The 15,841-nt window shown below is 72.5% G+C and carries 15 protein-coding genes; 13 read left to right on the forward strand and 2 right to left on the reverse strand.

The window, feature by feature from the left end; all coding sequences use genetic code 11:
* Positions 1-10 precede the first annotated feature (10 nt).
* From ACZ6I1_RS09810 to ACZ6I1_RS09865, 12 genes are all read left to right on the forward strand, one after another.
* Positions 11-676: an MSMEG_1061 family FMN-dependent PPOX-type flavoprotein gene (locus tag ACZ6I1_RS09810; protein ID WP_469285104.1), complete on the forward strand. Its 666-nt coding sequence runs from the start codon at positions 11-13 to the stop codon at positions 674-676.
* Positions 677-810: 134 nt separating this feature from the next.
* Entirely contained in the window at positions 811-1,410 is a 600-nt protein-coding gene (locus tag ACZ6I1_RS09815; RefSeq protein ID WP_469285108.1) for an acyltransferase, read from the forward strand.
* Between the two features lie 432 nt (positions 1,411-1,842).
* Positions 1,843-3,012: a hypothetical protein gene (locus ACZ6I1_RS09820; RefSeq protein ID WP_469285110.1), complete on the forward strand. Its 1,170-nt coding sequence runs from the start codon at positions 1,843-1,845 to the stop codon at positions 3,010-3,012.
* Positions 3,009-3,782 (forward strand): WecB/TagA/CpsF family glycosyltransferase, encoded by a 774-nt coding sequence (locus ACZ6I1_RS09825; RefSeq protein ID WP_469285112.1) that lies wholly within the window; start codon positions 3,009-3,011, stop codon positions 3,780-3,782. Before ACZ6I1_RS09820 ends, ACZ6I1_RS09825 begins: the two co-directional genes overlap by 4 nt.
* On the forward strand, positions 3,782-5,038 hold the full coding sequence (locus ACZ6I1_RS09830; protein ID WP_469285114.1) for a nucleotide sugar dehydrogenase: 1,257 nt from the start codon (positions 3,782-3,784) through the stop codon (positions 5,036-5,038). The genes ACZ6I1_RS09825 and ACZ6I1_RS09830 overlap by 1 nt, the downstream gene beginning before the upstream one ends.
* A gap of 3 nt (positions 5,039-5,041) precedes the next feature.
* Positions 5,042-6,166: a non-hydrolyzing UDP-N-acetylglucosamine 2-epimerase gene (gene wecB / locus ACZ6I1_RS09835; protein ID WP_469285116.1), complete on the forward strand. Its 1,125-nt coding sequence runs from the start codon at positions 5,042-5,044 to the stop codon at positions 6,164-6,166.
* A 19-nt stretch (positions 6,167-6,185) separates the two neighbouring features.
* Positions 6,186-7,106, forward strand: coding sequence for a YveK family protein (locus ACZ6I1_RS09840; RefSeq protein ID WP_469285118.1), 921 nt, complete (start codon positions 6,186-6,188; stop codon positions 7,104-7,106).
* Positions 7,078-8,649 carry an oligosaccharide flippase family protein gene (locus tag ACZ6I1_RS09845; protein ID WP_469285120.1) on the forward strand — a complete coding sequence of 524 codons (1,572 nt, stop codon included), beginning with the start codon at positions 7,078-7,080 and terminating at the stop codon, positions 8,647-8,649. Before ACZ6I1_RS09840 ends, ACZ6I1_RS09845 begins: the two co-directional genes overlap by 29 nt.
* Positions 8,650-8,654: 5 nt before the next feature.
* Entirely contained in the window at positions 8,655-9,659 is a 1,005-nt protein-coding gene (locus ACZ6I1_RS09850) for a hypothetical protein (RefSeq protein WP_469285122.1), read from the forward strand.
* A gap of 20 nt (positions 9,660-9,679) precedes the next feature.
* The gene (locus tag ACZ6I1_RS09855) at positions 9,680-10,480 is read left to right on the forward strand and encodes a glycosyltransferase family 2 protein (RefSeq protein ID WP_469285124.1); all 801 of its coding nucleotides are present in this window, start codon (positions 9,680-9,682) and stop codon (positions 10,478-10,480) included.
* 41 nt (positions 10,481-10,521) lie between these two features.
* Positions 10,522-11,199 carry a class I SAM-dependent methyltransferase gene (locus tag ACZ6I1_RS09860; RefSeq protein ID WP_469285125.1) on the forward strand — a complete coding sequence of 226 codons (678 nt, stop codon included), beginning with the start codon at positions 10,522-10,524 and terminating at the stop codon, positions 11,197-11,199.
* The gene (locus tag ACZ6I1_RS09865) at positions 11,193-12,176 is read left to right on the forward strand and encodes a class I SAM-dependent methyltransferase (RefSeq protein ID WP_469285128.1); all 984 of its coding nucleotides are present in this window, start codon (positions 11,193-11,195) and stop codon (positions 12,174-12,176) included. The genes ACZ6I1_RS09860 and ACZ6I1_RS09865 overlap by 7 nt, the downstream gene beginning before the upstream one ends.
* Here the strand turns inward: ACZ6I1_RS09865 and ACZ6I1_RS09870 are convergent.
* Both ACZ6I1_RS09870 and ACZ6I1_RS09875 read right to left on the reverse strand, forming a co-directional pair.
* Positions 12,173-13,102 carry a glycosyltransferase gene (locus ACZ6I1_RS09870; protein WP_469285130.1) on the reverse strand — a complete coding sequence of 310 codons (930 nt, stop codon included), beginning with the start codon at positions 13,100-13,102 and terminating at the stop codon, positions 12,173-12,175. The genes ACZ6I1_RS09865 and ACZ6I1_RS09870 overlap by 4 nt on opposite strands.
* Before the next feature lie 5 nt (positions 13,103-13,107).
* Positions 13,108-15,129 (reverse strand): O-antigen ligase family protein, encoded by a 2,022-nt coding sequence (locus ACZ6I1_RS09875; protein WP_469285132.1) that lies wholly within the window; start codon positions 15,127-15,129, stop codon positions 13,108-13,110.
* A 79-nt stretch (positions 15,130-15,208) separates the two neighbouring features.
* Between ACZ6I1_RS09875 and ACZ6I1_RS09880 the strand changes: the two genes are divergently transcribed.
* The gene (locus tag ACZ6I1_RS09880) at positions 15,209-15,835 is read left to right on the forward strand and encodes a hypothetical protein (protein ID WP_469285134.1); all 627 of its coding nucleotides are present in this window, start codon (positions 15,209-15,211) and stop codon (positions 15,833-15,835) included.
* Positions 15,836-15,841 lie beyond the last annotated feature (6 nt).

The raw sequence follows: 15,841 nt of genomic DNA on the forward strand, positions 1-15,841 counted from the left end.
TTGCGTGGCTGTGACCACCACCACGCCGCCGAACGGCCGCATATTCGATGTCCTGCACGCCGGCGCCGTCCAGAACACGGCCCAGCTGCGCGAGCTCTACGAGGAACCCAGTGAACTGGTCCGCCGCAAGGAAGTGGACCGGATCCACGACGTCGCACGCGCCGTCATCGGCAGGTCCTCGCTGGTGTTCATCGCCAGCGCGGGCGCCGGCGGCCACTGCGACGTGACGCCCCGCGGCGGGCCCGCCGGATTCGTGTCCGTGCTGGACGAGTTCACCCTGGCCGTCCCCGACGCCACCGGCAACAAGCGGCTGGACAGCAGCCACAACATCGTGGAGACGGGCCGGGCCGGTCTGATCTTCGTCATCCCGGGCCGCGCCACCACCCTGCGCGTCAACGGCAGGGCCTGCGTCTCCGCCGACCCGCGGCTGCTGGAGCAGCTGACCGCCGTCGGCAAGCCGCCGCGCAGCGCGATCGTGGTCGGGGTGGAGGAGGTCTACCAGCACTGCCCGAAGGCCTTCCTGCGCGGCAACGCCTGGAAGCCCGGCCAGTGGCTCGCCGAGGACGCCGTACCGAGCTCCGCCGAGGTCACCCTCTCCCACCTGGGCCTGCCCGACGTGACCATCGAGCAGATCCGCCAGAGCGAGCGCGAGTCCCTCCTGTACCGCTACGAATGAGCGCCAAGTCCGGTGCGTGCACAGTCCGTTGATTCCCTGAGCGCGTGAGGCCGCGGCGCATATGCTCTGCGTTCGCAGGCGCGTTCGCAGGCGCGTGCGTCCGAACACCTCGCGAACGTGAAGGGGACCGCTCCGTGAGTGTCCGCATTCAACCCTCCTCCCAGGTCGACGAGACGGCCGAACTCGGCGAGGGGACCACGATCTGGGACCTGGCACAGGTACGCGAGGACGCCCGGCTCGGCCGCGGGTGCATCGTGGGCCGAGGGGCCTACGTCGGACCGGGCGTGCGCATCGGGGACCACGTCAAACTGCAGAACTACGCGCTGGTCTACGAGCCCGCCGTACTCGGCGACGGGGTGTTCATCGGCCCGGCGGCGGTGCTCACCAACGACTTCTCTCCCCGCGCCGTCGATCCCGACGGCCGGCAGAAGCGGGGCGGCGACTGGGAGGCCGCCGGGGTGGTCGTCGCCGAGGGGGCCTCGCTGGGCGCCCGGTCGGTGTGCGTGGCCGGGGTGCGCGTCGGACGCTGGGCCCTGGTCGCCGCCGGGGCGGTGGTGTCCCGGGACGTGCCGGACTTCGCGCTCGTGGCGGGGGTGCCGGCCCGGCGGACCGGCTGGGTGGGCCGGGCGGGTGTCCGCCTCGTGGAGCGCGCGGACCAGCCGGGAATCTGGGAGTGCCCGCGCACCGGCGCACTGCACGAGGAGAAGGACGGCACGCTCATCGAGCGCCCCTGACGGAATGTCGGCAATTTAGGGAACCGGCATTTCCTCAAAACCACAATCAACGAACATCCGTGGGCATACCGTGTCCCTGCACAAGGGATCTGAGCAGGCAACAGGCCTGTCTCAGTGGGGGGTTGTACACGACGAGGGCACCGCGGGCAGAGCCGCGCGGCGCGGATTCCACGCGCCCGCACACTCTGCCGCCGTACGCGCGTGCTCCGGTCCGCGGCATCGCTGGGGGGTCCAGTCGGCGTCCGTCGGACGGCTCGTGCCATGGCGCAGCGGGCGTCGTCGGCGCGGGCGTGGTCACGCGCAATCCCCCTCCGCGGAGTGACGACCGGAAGGTCCGTCCGAGGAGTGACCAGAGGGGGTAGGTGTGTTGGAGCCGTACAGCTCGGACATACGGGGTGCGCGCAGTACCCGGGGAGTCGGGGTGGGGACCCGATGACCACCACACGATTAGGAACACTGGCCCGCGAGGACCTGCCGCTGCACGCCCTCGCCGAACGGCTGCTCGCCCTGGCCGAGGCGGGGCTCCCCGGGATGTACCTGCCGGGCGCCGAGACCTTCGTGTTCACCCGGGTGGGCAAGGCCTCACCCGGTGGCGGCCGCGGCCTCGAGCAGCGGGGGACCAGCACCCGGTACGCGGCCATCACCGCACTCGGGGCACGGTTCCTGCCCGAGGACCGGCAGCGCCCGCTGTTCGGCGGGCGCACCGCCGCCGAGTTCACCGGACTGCTGGTGGAACGGCTGCCCGCCGTGACGAACCTCGGCGACGCGGCGCTCATCGCCTGGGCCGCCGCCGAAACCGGCCACCCCAAGCTCGCCGACGCCCTCGACCGGGTGGCCGCGCTGGACCTGCCCGGGCAGCCGCAGTACACCGTCGAAGCGGCCTGGGTGCTCTCGGCCCTCACCGCCGCCCGTGACACGGTGGACGTGGAGTACCGCCTCGCAGCCGCCCGCGACCGGCTGCTGGACGCCAGGGCCGCCGGCAGCCCGCTGTTCCCGCACGCCACCGGCCCGGGGCTGCTGCCCGGATACCGGTCCCACGTGGCCTGCTTCGCCGACCAGAGCTATCCGCTCCAGGCACTGGCCCGTCTGCACGCGAGCGGCGACGACCCGCAGGCCCTCGCCGCCGCCGACGGCTGCGCCGCCCGCCTCTGCGCGCTGCAGGGCGACGGCGGACAGTGGTGGTGGCACTACGACGCCCGCCACGGCACCCTCGTCGAGGGCTACCCCGTCTACAGCGTGCACCAGCACGCGATGGCCCCGACCGCCCTGTTCGACCTCGCCGAGGCCGGCGGCACCGACTTCGCCGCGGAGATCCGCCGCGGGCTGCGCTGGATGACCGAGGTCCCCGAACTCGCCGGGCCCTCGGGCACGCCGCGGGAACCGATGATCCGCGAGGAGCTCGGCGTCACCTGGCGCAAGGTCCACCGCGGCGACCCCAAGAAGGCCGTCCGCGCCGCCCGCGGACTCACCACCCGGCTGGCCCCGCGGGCGCGGCTCACGCCCCTCGACCGGCTCTTCCGCCCCCTCGCGGTCGACCGCGAGTGCCGCCCGTACGAGTTCGGCTGGATGCTGTTCGCCTGGCTCGGGGGGCCGCAGGGATGAGCCCGAGACAGTCCCTCTTCGGGGTCGGACTCGACCCCCTGACCATGGAAGAGACCGTCCGGCGCTGCCTCGACGCGGTACGCCGCGGCGAGCGGATCGAGATCGGCATGGTCAACGCCGCCAAGCTGGTCACCATGCGGCGCGACCCCCGCCTCGCGCGGGCCGTGACCGGCTGCGACCTGGTCCTGGCCGACGGCCAGGCAGTGGTCTGGGCCGGGCGCCTCCTGGGCGTGCGGCTGCCCGAGCGGGTCGCGGGCATCGACCTGTTCATGCGCCTGCTCGCCGCAGCCGAGACCGCCGGCATCTCCGTCTACCTGCTCGGCGCCCGGCAGCCCGTCCTGGACATGATGCTCCGGCAGATATCCGAGCGCTTCCCGGAACTGCGGGTCGCCGGCAGCCGCAACGGCTACTTCGCCGACTCCGAACAGGAGGCCATCGCCGACGCCATCGCGGACAGCGGTGCCCAGCTGCTGTTCCTCGGCATGACCTCACCCAAGAAGGAGATCTTCACCGCCGGTTACGGCGACCGCACCGGCGCCCACGTCGTCCACGGCGTCGGCGGCTCCTTCGACATCCTCGCCGGGATCACCAAACGGGCACCCGCTGTCTGGCAGCGGATGGGACTCGAATGGTTCTACCGCGCCCTCCAGGAGCCGCGCCGCCTCGGCAGGCGCTACCTCACCACCAACACCGCCTTCCTCCTCATGACGGCCCGCGAGCTCATCCGCCGCACACCACCGTCTGCCGGTTCCGCGAACAGGAGTCACTGATGCGCGTCGTCGTCGTGGGACAGGGATACGTCGGACTGCCGCTGGCCATCCGGGCCGCCGAGGCCGGCCACCAGGTGATCGGGTACGACGTGGACGCGCGGCGGGTCAAGAGCCTGGCCGCCGGAGAGTCGTACGTGGAGGACGTCAGCTCGGAACGGCTGAACCGGACCCTCGAGCTGGGCACCTACCGGCCCACCGAACTGGCCCGGGACTGCGGCGGCTTCGACGTGGCCGTCGTCACCGTCCCGACCCCGTTGCACGACGGGGCACCCGACCTCCGCCACATCGAGGAGTCGGCGCACACCCTGGCCCGGTACCTGCGCCCCGGCGCGACCGTGGTCCTGGAGTCCACCACCTACCCGGGCACCACCGAGGAGCTGTTCGCGCCGATCCTGGAGGACGGCTCGGGGCTCACCGCCGGAGCCGACTTCCACCTCGGCTACAGCCCGGAGCGCATCGACCCAGGAAACGCCGTCTGGGGCTTCCAGCAGACACCCAAGGTGGTCTCCGGCGTCGACGCCCGCTCACTGAAGGCCGTCGAATCCTTCTACGGGGACCTCGTCGACACCACCGTGCCGGTGAGCTCCCCCAAGGAGGCCGAGCTGGCCAAGCTGCTGGAGAACACCTTCCGGCACGTCAACATCGCGCTGGTCAACGAGATAGCGATGTTCGCCCGCCACCTCGACATCGACGTGTGGCAGGCCATCGAGGCCGCGTCCAGCAAGCCCTTCGGCTTCATGAAGTTCACCCCCGGCCCGGGCGTCGGCGGCCACTGCCTGCCCATCGACCCCTCGTACCTCTCCTGGCGGGTGCAGCGCGAGCTCGGCCAGAGCTTCCGCTTCGTCGAGCTCGCCAACGACATCAACAGCCACATGCCCGAGTACGTGACCCGCCGCGTCATCGACGCGCTCAACTCCAAGCGCCGCTCCGTCAACGGCTCCCGGGTCCTGCTGCTCGGTCTCGCGTACAAGAAGAACACCGGTGACGCCCGGGAGTCGCCCGCGGTGCGCGTCTCCCAACTGCTCCTCGACATGGGGGCCAAGGTGCGCGCCGCCGACCCCCACGTCGTCGAGGACGTCAAGGTCGACGCCCGGCTCGTGCGGGTCGAGCCCACCCGCAAGGAACTGGCCGCGGCCGACGTGGTCGTCCTGCTCACCGACCACGACTCCTTCGACTACACGATGGTCACCGAGCACGCCTCCTTCGTCCTCGACTGCCGCAACCGGCTGTCCGGACCGACGGTGGAGGTGCTCTGAACCATGAGCATGACGAAGATCGTGTGCGTCGCCGGCGCACGGCCCAACTACATGAAGATCAAACCGGTGATGGACGCACTGGAGCGCCGCGGCGCCGAGGTGGTCCTCGTCCACACCGGCCAGCACTACGACGAGGCCATGAACGAGGTGTTCTTCCGCGACCTCGGCATCCGCGCCCCCGACCGGTACCTGGGTGCCGGATCCGGCACCCACGCCCAGCAGACCGGCCGGGTGATGACGGCCTTCGAGCCGCTGCTCGACGAAGTGGCCCCGGACGCCGTCGTCGTGGTCGGGGACATCAATTCCACGCTCGCCTGCGCCCTGGTGACGGCGAAGGCCGGCCCGCTCCTGGCCCATGTCGAAGCCGGACTGCGCAGCCGGGACTGGAGCATGCCGGAGGAGGTCAACCGGGTCGCCACCGACCGGGTCAGCGACTACCTGCTGGCCCCCTCGCCCGACGCCGCCGCGAACCTGCGGGCCGAGGGCTACCGGGAGGACCAGATCCACGTCGTCGGCAACGTCATGATCGACACCCTGCTCGCGAACCTGGACCGGGCCCGGCGCTCCGGCGTCCTGGACCGCCACGGGCTCACCCGGGGCGGCTACGGCCTGGTCACCCTGCACCGCCCGGCCAACGTGGACGACCCCCGAGCCCTGCGCGGTCTGCTGAAGGCCCTGGGCGAGATCGCCGGACGCTGTCCGCTGCTGCTGCCCGTGCACCCGCGGGCCGCCGGGCGGCTGGCCGAAGCGGGCGTACCCGACGGCATCCGGCTGCTGCCGGCCGCCGGGTACCTCGACTTCATCGCCCTCCAGGACTCCGCCCGCCTGGTGCTCACCGACTCCGGGGGCATCCAGGAGGAGACCACCGCGCTGGGCGTGCCCTGCGTGACCCTCCGGGACAACACCGAGCGCCCCGTCACGGTCGAGGAGGGCACCAACGTGCTGGCGGGCACCGACCCGGAGCGCATCGTGGCCACCGCGCACCGGGTGCTCGACGATCCGCCCCCGCCCCGCTGCCCCGAGCTGTGGGACGGCCGCGCGGGAGACCGCATCGCCGGGGTCCTGCTGGACGGCGGGACCGCACGGACCCGGCCCAGACCGACCGATCCCGTCCCGCGGCAAGCGTAGTCACACGAGGGGGAAGACCATGGACCTCGCCGAGATCTGGCGGGTCATGCGCAGGCGCTGGTACGTGCTGCTGCCCGGACTGCTGATCACCGCGGCGCTCGTCGCCGGCGTTCACCTGGTGGTGCCGGTGACGTACCGGTCGCAGAGCACCGTGACCCTGCTCAACTCACAGAAGGCCACCGAGGCCTACGACGGCAACCCCTTCCTGAGCACGCAGACCTCCCTCACCGGCATGGCCGACGGGCTCGCCCGCAACCTCAACTCCGACGCCTCGCTGGCCGACCTCAAGGAGCTGGGCGTCACCGGAACCCCCGAGGCGAAGATCGCCGACAACGCCCTGGGCCCGTTCATGTGGCTCATCGTCACCGGGAGCGACCCGGACCGCCTCCTGGAGTCGGACCGCAAGCTCACCGCCTACGCCGAACAGCGGCTGACCGAGTTCCAGGCGAAGCAGAACGTCGCCCCCGACGCCATGATCCGCATGGCGACGATCGTGCCGCCGCAGAAGCCGGTGGCCGAGACCAAGACCAGGCTCCAGTACCTCGTCATGGCCGGGGGCCTGGGCCTGGTGCTCAGCATGGTCGCCGCCTTCTACGCGGAGGCGCGCCAGAGGTCGCACCAGCCGCGGTCCGGGCCGGAGCCCTGGCCGGGGCCGGAGCCCGGGCCACAGCCGAAACCGGAGCCCGAGCCTGAGGCGCGGGTCTCCGAGCCGGAGGAGGAGACGGCCGCCGACCCCCTGCCGGCCGGGAAACCGGCCGGGGTACCGGCCGTGGAGAGGACGCTCGCCCTCCGGAGGCCGCCCAGCTGGGCGCGGTCCGCCGAGGACGCTCCGTCCGCCGCGGAACCCGGCGCGCCCCAGCCCGTCACGCCCGGGGCGTCCGCCGCCGAGCCGCCCGACGAGGAGTCGACGCATGGACACCGCCCGCGCACCGGACAGTGAGACCGGCGGCCCGAGCGACGCCCCGGCTCCTCCCGCGCCCGGACCTGCCGCTCCTCCCTCCCTCGGCCGCAAGGTCCGTTCGGCGGCCCGGTGGAGCCTGATCAACACCGTGGTCATGCGCCTGGGCAACTTCGCGACCGGCATCGTGCTGGCGCGCTTCGCCCTGGGCCCCGCGGAATGGGGCGTGTACGGCATCGCCCAGACCGTGCTGCTGGTCCTGCTCTCCGCGAACGAGCTGGGCGTGGGCCTGGCCATCGTGCGCTGGGAGGGCGACGCACGGCGGTTCGCGCCGACCGTGCTGACCCTCAGCGCCCTCTCCAGCGGCCTGCTGTACGCGGCGCTGTTCGCGGCGGCACCGGCGGTGGCGGGCCTGCTCGGCTCGCCGGACGCCGCGGGCGTCCTGCGGGTGATGTGCCTGTGCGTGGTGATCGACGGCATGGCACAGGTGCCCGGCGGCTTCCTCACCCGTGAGTTCGCCCAGGGCAAGCGGATGGTCATCGACGGGCTGAACTTCGTGCTCAGCACCTCGGTGACGCTGCTGCTGGCCTTCCAGGGCTGGGGCGCGATGAGCTTCGCCTGGGGAGCCGTGGCGGGGAACGTCGTGACGCTGATCGGCTGCGCGCTGGCGGTACCGGGCACCCTGAAGTTCGGCTGGGACCCCGAACAGGCCCGGGCGCTCCTCCGGTTCGGGCTTCCGCTGGCAGGGGCGAGCATGCTGGCCCTCGCGGTGGTCAACGTCGACACCATGGTGGTGGGCGCGACGCTGGGCAACGTCGCCCTGGGCTTCTACGTGCTCGCCTTCAACATCTCCGGCTGGCCCGTGCGGATCATCTCCGAGGCCGCCCGCCGGGTCTCCTTCGCCGGCTTCTCCCGGCTGGCCGACTCGCCCGGGGCGCTGGCCCAGGGCTTCAGCCGCACCCTGGGCGCCGTGGTCACCGCCACCGTGCCGCTGTGCGTCCTGCTGGCCGGCCTCGCGGGGCCGGCGATCCAGCTGATCTACGGGAGCCAGTGGGCTCCGGCCGCCGCGGCACTGCCCTGGCTGATGGCCCTCGGCCTGATCCGCATCGGCGGCGAACTCGCCTACGACTGTCTCGTCGCGATCGGACAGCGCCGGTCCCTCTTCCTGGTGCAGGGCCTGTGGCTGGCAGCCCTGATCCCGGTGCTCCTCGTCGGCGCCCGCCTGGGCGGCATCGTCGGGGCCTCCCAGGCCCATGTCCTGGTGGCCGGTGGCCTGGTGGTTCCGGTGTTCCTGTTCGCCCTCAGCCGTGGGGGCATCGGTGTCGGCCCGATCGCCAGGGCCTGCGCGTGGCCCTTCCTCGGCGGGGCCGTGATGGCCGCGATCGTCCTCGTCCTGCAGCGCCGGCTGGGCGAGGGCCCGCTCGCGCTCCTCGCCATCAGCGCGGCCGCCCTGGCCGGCTACGCGCTGTGCGTCCTGCCCAGCCGCGACTTCCTGCGCGGCGCCGGCCGCGGTGACCGGCCCCGCCGCGGCCGCCGCCGGCCGTCCGCAGCGGTGCGGCCCACCACCCGACAGGACACGAGGTGAGCCCGATGCCACGGCGCACTCGCCGGAACCCGCTCGCGGGACTGCTTCCGGCCGCCTTGCTGGCGGCCCTGGCCCTGGCGTGCTCGGGACCGGACCGACCCGCGCCGCCGCACTGTCCGGATGACGCGCCGACCTGCCCCGCGAGCGGGTCCCCGGCGCCACCCGGAACCGCTGGCCCGACCGCCGCCGCCTGCGCCTCTCCCGGCGACTGCGGCTTCCCCGACGCCGGCACCACCGGCCCGCGGATCCCCCTCACGCCCCACAAGACCGGCTACCTGGCCATCCGTACCGACGGGCTCGTCATCAGGGGGTGGGACATCACCGGCTCGCTCGACATCTACGCGAACGACGTCACCGTCATCGACAGCAAGATCACCTCGGACAGCTGGTGGGGCATCAACCTGCGCCCCGGCTACAGCGGCCTGCGGGTCCTGCACTCCACCATCACGGCCGTGCCCGGCACGGGCCCGGACAACGGCGGCGTGGACTACGCGGTGTCGAACATGGGGGGCAGCTCCATCGAGGTCGGCTGGTGCGACGTGTCGGTGTTCGGCGACGCCCTGTCCATGGGACAGGGATACCTGCACGACAATTACGTGCACGACATCGTCCCGTTCATCAACCTGGGCGGCGAATGGCAGCACACCAACGCGGTGATCAGCGGCGGCGGCAACACCGGTGACCTGATCATCCGCCACAACACCCTGCTGAACGCGACCAGCCTCGAGCAGGGTGCCTCGGGGAGCATCGGCCTGTTCGCGGACACCGGGGTGGTCCGCAATGTCACCGTCGACAACAACTGGATCGCCGGCGGCGCGTACGCCCTCTACGGCGGCAGCACCGGCGCCACCGGGATCAAGGTCACCGACAACGTCTTCTCGACGCAGTACCACCCCGCTTCCGGCGGCTACGGCGTGGTCGCCCACTGGAACGCCGGCGGCGCCGGAAACGTGTGGCGGAACAACCGGATGTCCGACGGCCGCCCGATCGAACCCGAGCCGGCCCCGTGAGCGGCCGCGCGGGGGGCTCCGTGGCGCGCCGTGTCGCGCGGGCACCCTGGACGCTGCTCAAGGCACTGTTCGGCTGGCTGGTGCTCTTCGAGGCCCGGAACAAGGTCCTGCTGGCCCCCACCGCGCTGCGACTGCGCCGGATCGAGGACGCCGAGGCGCGACGGCTGGCCGGCGCGCTGCCGTCGCCGCCCACGGCGCTGGTCGCCACGGTGATCGCGACCCACCGGCGCCCCGAAGCGCTGCGCGCCGCGGTGCGCTCGGCCCTGGACCAGACCGTCCGCGACCAGGTCGTCATCGTGGTCGACGACGGCGCCGGCCTCCCCGAACTGCCCCCCGATCCGCGGCTGTTCGCGGTCTCGCTCGCACACAACACCGGCGTGGCGGGTGTCGTGCGCAACGTGGGCATCCGCCTCAGCCGCTCGCGGTACGTGGCGTTCCTGGACGACGACAACCTGTGGGAACCGGACCACCTGGAACGGGCGTTGGCGGTCCTCGAGTCCCCCGCCGGGCCCGACGGGGTCTACACGGCACTGCGCCGCGTCCTGCCCGACGGCAGCGAGCGGGACGTCCTCTCGGTGCCCTACGACCGGCGCCGCGCCGCCCGCGAGGCCTTCCTCGACACCAACGCCTTCGTCGCCCGCCGCAACCGCTCCCTGCACTTCAGCCGTCTGCGCCGGACACCGCAGGTGCTGCCGCGCGAGGACTGGGAGCTGATCCGCCGGTACGGCCGCCGGCACGTGGTGCTCCATGTCCCGCACCCCACCGTCCGCTACCTCATGAACCCGTCCAGCTTCTACACGCAATGGCAGCAGCCCCGTTGAGGCCTGCTCCCGTTCCGCTCCGATCACAGGTGGTTGATCCCGTGCCCCGATCCCGCGCCCTCAGGAACAGATTCGTCGACGCACCCGGCTCGCTGGGCGAGCGACTGCGCACCGCCCGCTGGCAGCGTTTCCAACGCTGCTTCCCCGGCATCGAGGGCATGAGCGTCGTGGACCTGGGCGGGACGGCCGAGATGTGGCTGCGCGCGCCGCTGCGCGCCCAGCACGTCCACCTGATCAATCTGGAGGAGCACCCCTCCGACCTGCCCGACTGGATCACCGCGGAGGTCGCCGACGTCACCGATCCGGCGGTAGCCGCCGACCTGAGCCGCCACGGCGGGTACGACCTGGTGTTCTCCAACTCGACCATCGAGCACGTGGGCGGCCACAGCCAGCGCAGGCGGTTCGTCGCCGCCGTGGAGTCACTGGCGCCGCTGCACTGGATCCAGACCCCGTACCGCTACTTCCCGATCGAGCCGCACTTCGTGGCGCCCGGCTTCCAGTTCCTGCCACTGGCCGCCAGGACACGTCTGGTACGGCACTGGCCGCTCGTCCACAGCCGTCCCGACAGCCCGGAGTCGGCGATGGACGCCGTCGTCAACATCGAGCTGCTGACCCGCGCCGAGATGCGCTACCTGTTCCCCCGATCGGTGCTCCTCGGCGAGCGGGTGCTCGGGGTCACGAAGTCGCTGACGGCCGTACGAACGGAGCCCGCGTGCTGAACAACCTGATCAACAGGCATGATGCGGACCGGCTGCTGCGCAAGGTGCGGCGGCTGGACCTGGACCCGGTGCTGGCCAAGCTGCGGGTGCGCGGCGGCGCGCGCGTGGTGCGGCACTGGTCCCGGGTCGACCCGTCGCTCACCGAGTGGTGGGCGATACCAGGGGTCGTCAGACGGTGGAACCTGCTGATGACCGGCGACGCGGACACGTCCTATCCCCAATACGTGGCCGCCCGGCACCTCGCGCCGCGCACCGGTCTGCGCGGCCTGTCGCTGGGGTGCGGCACCGGCGGAAACGAACTGCTCTGGGCGAAGACCGGCGCCTTCGGCCTCCTGGAGGGCGTGGACGTGGCGCAGCAGCGGATCGACTTCGCCACCCGGGCCGCCGCAGAACACGGCCTCGCCGATGTCCTGCGCTTCCGGGTCACCGACGTCAACCGGATGACCGGCGACGCGGAACGCTTCGACGTGCTGCTGGGCCTCCAGTCGCTGCACCACTTCGACGACCTCGACGCGACCCTGCCGCGGCTGTCCCAACTGATCGTGCCCGGCGGGACGTTCGTGGTGGACGAGTTCGTCGGCCCCACCCGGTTCCAGTGGTCCGACGGACAACTGGAGGCGGCGAACGCGCTGCTGGCCCGGCTCCCCGAGGACCGGCGGCGCCTGCCCGACGGCCGGATCAAGCGCCGCGTCGTACGGCCCAGCAGGCTGTCGATGGTGTTGGACGACCCCTCGGAGGCGGTCGACGCGGCGTCGCTGCTGCCGGGCCTGCGGCGCCATTTCGAGGTCGTCGAGGAACGGCCGTACGGCGGTACGGTGCTGCACATCGCGTTCTCCGGGATCGCGCACCACTTCCGTGACCAGGAGCCGGAGACGCTGGCGCTGCTGGAGCGGTGCTTCGCCGCGGAGGACGCGGCCCTGCCGGAGCTGGGGCACGACTTCGTCGCCATGGTCTGCCGCCCGCGCAAGGCGAGTTAGGGTCCCGGCGGGGTGCGCAGGGCGCCCGGCCGGGCCAGTGCGGCCGCGGCCGCGCGGGCGGCCGGGCGGCCGAGCACGGCCCGCGAGGCCTCCCGGAGCAGGACGGCGGCGCGGAAGGCGGCCGTGGCGAGGGCGCCGTGCCGGCGCCGGTACAGACGGACGCGGTTGAGGGTGAGCAGGGTCCAGAGGCGGGGCGAGGTCCGGGATTCGCCGCCGAGGTGTACCGCTTCGGCGGCCGGCTCCAGCCGGGTGCGGTAGCCCCGGTCCCGTGCGCGCAGGCAGTACTCGGTCTCCTCGGAGTACAGGAAGAAGGACTCCTCCCACGGGCCGCAGGCGGCCAGGCAGTCCACGGACAGGGCCATCAGGGCTCCGGTCGCCCAGTCCGCGTACGTGGGCCGTTCGTAGGCGGCGGGGTCGGTGACCAGTTCGCCCAGGCGGGGGAAGCGCCCGGCCCGGCGGTTGCCGAGGACGGCCTCGCCGAGGGCGCGGGTCAGGCTCGGCTCCCGGCGGAGCGAGGGGACCAGGGTGCGGCCGTCCTCCTCGTACAGCAGCGGGACGCTGATCCCGACCCCCGTCCCGACCCCGCCCCCGGTCGGCGGGGCGTCGAGCGCGTCCACGAGCGCCTTGGCGCAGCCGCGCCGCATCCGGACGTCCGGATTGCACACCAGGGCCGCCCGGAAGCCGCCTTCCCACCCCGCGGCGGCCCCGAGGGCGGCGTTCACCCCGGCCGCGTAGCCGGCGTTGCGGCCGGTCTGGACGATCGCCGCGGCCGGAGCCAGCGAGCGGACCAGGTCCACGGTGCCGTCGGCCGAGTCGTTGTCGGCGACGACCAGGCGCCACTCCAGCCCGGCCATGCCCTCCGGCAGTGAGGCGAGGAACTCCGGCAGCACCCCGGCGCTGTTCCAGGTGACGACGAGAACGGCCACGGGGCCTAGGGGACGGACGGGACTGATGGGACGAACGGGACGGACGGGACCAGGCACGGGGACTCCGCGGTTCGGGGCTTCGGCGCCTCGCGCCGGATGAAGCCGAGGTAGCTGCCTCCGGCGGCGATCGTCAGGAAGAACACCCCGGCGAACATCGGGAAGCTGAGGGCGTCGAACGTGGCGCTGATGACCAGGGAGACGAGGGCCGAGGCGAAGAAGGCCTGCCCGAGCTCACGGTCGGATTCGGTACGGGCCAGCCTGCGGAGGGCACCGCCCTGGTGGATGCCGGTGAAGAGGAGGACCAGGAGCGCGAGCAGCCCCAGGAAGCCCATCTCGGCCAGCGTCAGCATGTACTGGTTGTCGGTGAAGAAGAACAGCTCGGGCAGGAAGGTGCCGAAGCCCCGTCCGAACAGCGGCCGTTCCCCGAGGTAGGGGAGGATCGCGCTGTACTTCACGGTGCGCGCCTGGGTGCTGCTGTCGGAGTTCGCCAGGAAGGAGCCGAACAGTGTGGTGATGGTGCCGATCAGCCCGGGGACGATGACCTTGAAGCAGGCCACGGAGACCATCAGCAGACCGATCGCCGTCCACCGGCGCCGCGGCTTCCAGCGCAGCACCATCACCAGGACCACGATGAGCGCCCCGATGATGGAGGTCCGCGACACCGTGAGCGGCAGGGCGCCCCCCATCAGCACCACCGGCCCCCACCGGCGCCACGCGCCCACGTGCCGCCGTACCGGATCGAAGGCCTGCTGCACGGCGAAGGGCAGCAGGACGGCGAGCATCCCGCCGAACTCCAGGGGCTGCGCCGTCGTGGACCGCGGCCGGGTGAAGGAACCGCGGTCCAGGGCGGTGATCTGGGCGACGGCCGACTTGAGGCCCGGGACGCTGATCCTGTCGGCGATGTTGGTCGCGGTGAAGAAGTCGTAGTAGCCGATCGCGGCGACCACCGCCCCCATCACGACCGCCCGGCGCAGCAGCACGTCCAGGCGGGCCCGGTCCTGGATGCCCGCCGAGACCAGCACCACCAGGGACACCCACACGAGCAGCCCGATCAGGCCGCGGTCCGCCGCGAGCACCTCCTTCTGCGAACTGCCGCGCGTGGCGTTCGCGAGGTACGAGGCCAGCACCGACACGGCCAGCAGGCCCATCACGAGCCGCGGCAGCCGGGTGCCCGGGGCAGGCAGGATGCGGCCGGTGATCCAGGACGCCAGGTACCAGAGCAGGCACAGCAGCGCGAACACGTTGGCCGGGGTGCCCACCCCGCCCATCCCCGGCAGCGTCAGGTTCGAAGGGATGAAGAAGGCCAGCGCCAGATAGCCGCTGAGCAGCGCGACCGCGTCCAGCTGCCGGCCCCGGGCGCGGCCCCGGGCCCCCCGGCCGCGCACCCCGGCCCCGGACGGCCCGTTCGCCCGCCCGCGGCGCAGGGCCACCACCAGGCTCTCGGTCACGAAGGACAGCGTGAAACCGGCCGTCGTGCAGAGGATCACGACGCCCAGGACCTGCTGGTAGCGGCTCTTGAGCTGGGGCCGCGGGGTCTGCGGAAGCACCACGGGCGCGGTCTGCACGGCGTACGCGGGCTCGACCTTCGCCGCCGCCTGGAGCGCCCCCAGCTGCTCCCCGGCGAAGCCGGTGAGGATGCTGGTCTCCCGGAGCACCTTCTCCCGGTCGGTGCCGGTGACGGTCAGCGTGAGCATGGGGCCCGAGGTGTTCGCGGCGAAGGAGACGGTGTACGGGTCCGTGACGCCGAGCCCGTGCAGATCCCGCGCCGCATCCGTCCCCGACAGGGTCCTGATCAGCACGTCCGCGGTCACGACCAGGGAACCGCCGGCGTTGGCGATGGGATTGCCGAAGGCGGGCGCCAGTTCGGCCACCGCCTTGGAATCGATCAGCGCCACCGAACTCTGCGACTGGTACGCCACCGGCACCGACCGGTACAGGTGCACGGCCGCGAGGAGACCGATCAGCGTGAGGGGCACCATCACGTACCAGCGGCGCCGAAGCACCGCGAGCATCTCACCGATGGTCACGAACACCCCTGCGAGGTAGGGGATTTGATGGCACGCCGACACGTGTCCTGCGAGGATCGATCACGACGGAAGGAATCGTGTGTCGCCTGGTGAGTTGGTCCGCGCGCTGCGCCGGCGCTGGTACGTCCTGGTCGTCGCGATGCTGTTCGCGGCCGCCGGAGCCCTCCAGGTGCTCCGCCCCACGGTGACATACCTGAGCACGGCGATCGTGGTGCTCAAGCCGCCGGTGACCGGCAGCCAGCCCAACCAGCTCACCAATCTGCAGCCGCCGCTCGCCGCCGTCTCCTACGCGGCCGTGCAGCAGCTGGACTCGCCCGCCGGGGAAGCCGAGCTCAGGGCCGCGGGCGTCACCGGCACCTACCGGCTGATCCCGCGCAACAGCGGCACGAGCGTGACCCCGCGCTACCTGATCCCCTCCCTGCAGATCCAGGCCGAGCAGCCCGGCCCGGCCGCGGCCGACACGGCCGTACGGCAGATCATCGAGCTCTACACGAAGCACGTGACGGAGCTGCAGACGGGGCAGGGCATCCCCGAGGCGGCGCGGATGAGCGTCACCCTCCTGGTGCCGCCGAACGCCGTGGCGCAGAGCGGCACCAAGAGCCGGGGGCTGGCCGGATCGGTCCTGCTGGCCGGGGTCGTGGCAGTGCCCGCGGCCCTGTGGACCGACCGGTTGCTCGCCCGCCGGGCCCGGCGGACGGGCAACTGAGGGAAA

Source organism: Streptomyces sp. NPDC046303, from assembly GCF_055588085.1.

Excerpts from the sequence above, each read along its gene's own strand:
- ACZ6I1_RS09820 (WP_469285110.1), top strand. The coding sequence starts at position 1,843 with ATGACCACCACACGATTAGGAACACTGGCCCGCGAGGACCTGCCGCTG.
- ACZ6I1_RS09825 (WP_469285112.1), top strand. The coding sequence starts at position 3,009 with ATGAGCCCGAGACAGTCCCTCTTCGGGGTCGGACTCGACCCCCTGACC.
- ACZ6I1_RS09830 (WP_469285114.1), top strand. The coding sequence starts at position 3,782 with ATGCGCGTCGTCGTCGTGGGACAGGGATACGTCGGACTGCCGCTGGCC.
- wecB (WP_469285116.1), top strand. The coding sequence starts at position 5,042 with ATGAGCATGACGAAGATCGTGTGCGTCGCCGGCGCACGGCCCAACTAC.
- ACZ6I1_RS09840 (WP_469285118.1), top strand. The coding sequence starts at position 6,186 with ATGGACCTCGCCGAGATCTGGCGGGTCATGCGCAGGCGCTGGTACGTG.
- ACZ6I1_RS09845 (WP_469285120.1), top strand. The coding sequence starts at position 7,078 with ATGGACACCGCCCGCGCACCGGACAGTGAGACCGGCGGCCCGAGCGAC.
- ACZ6I1_RS09850 (WP_469285122.1), top strand. The coding sequence starts at position 8,655 with ATGCCACGGCGCACTCGCCGGAACCCGCTCGCGGGACTGCTTCCGGCC.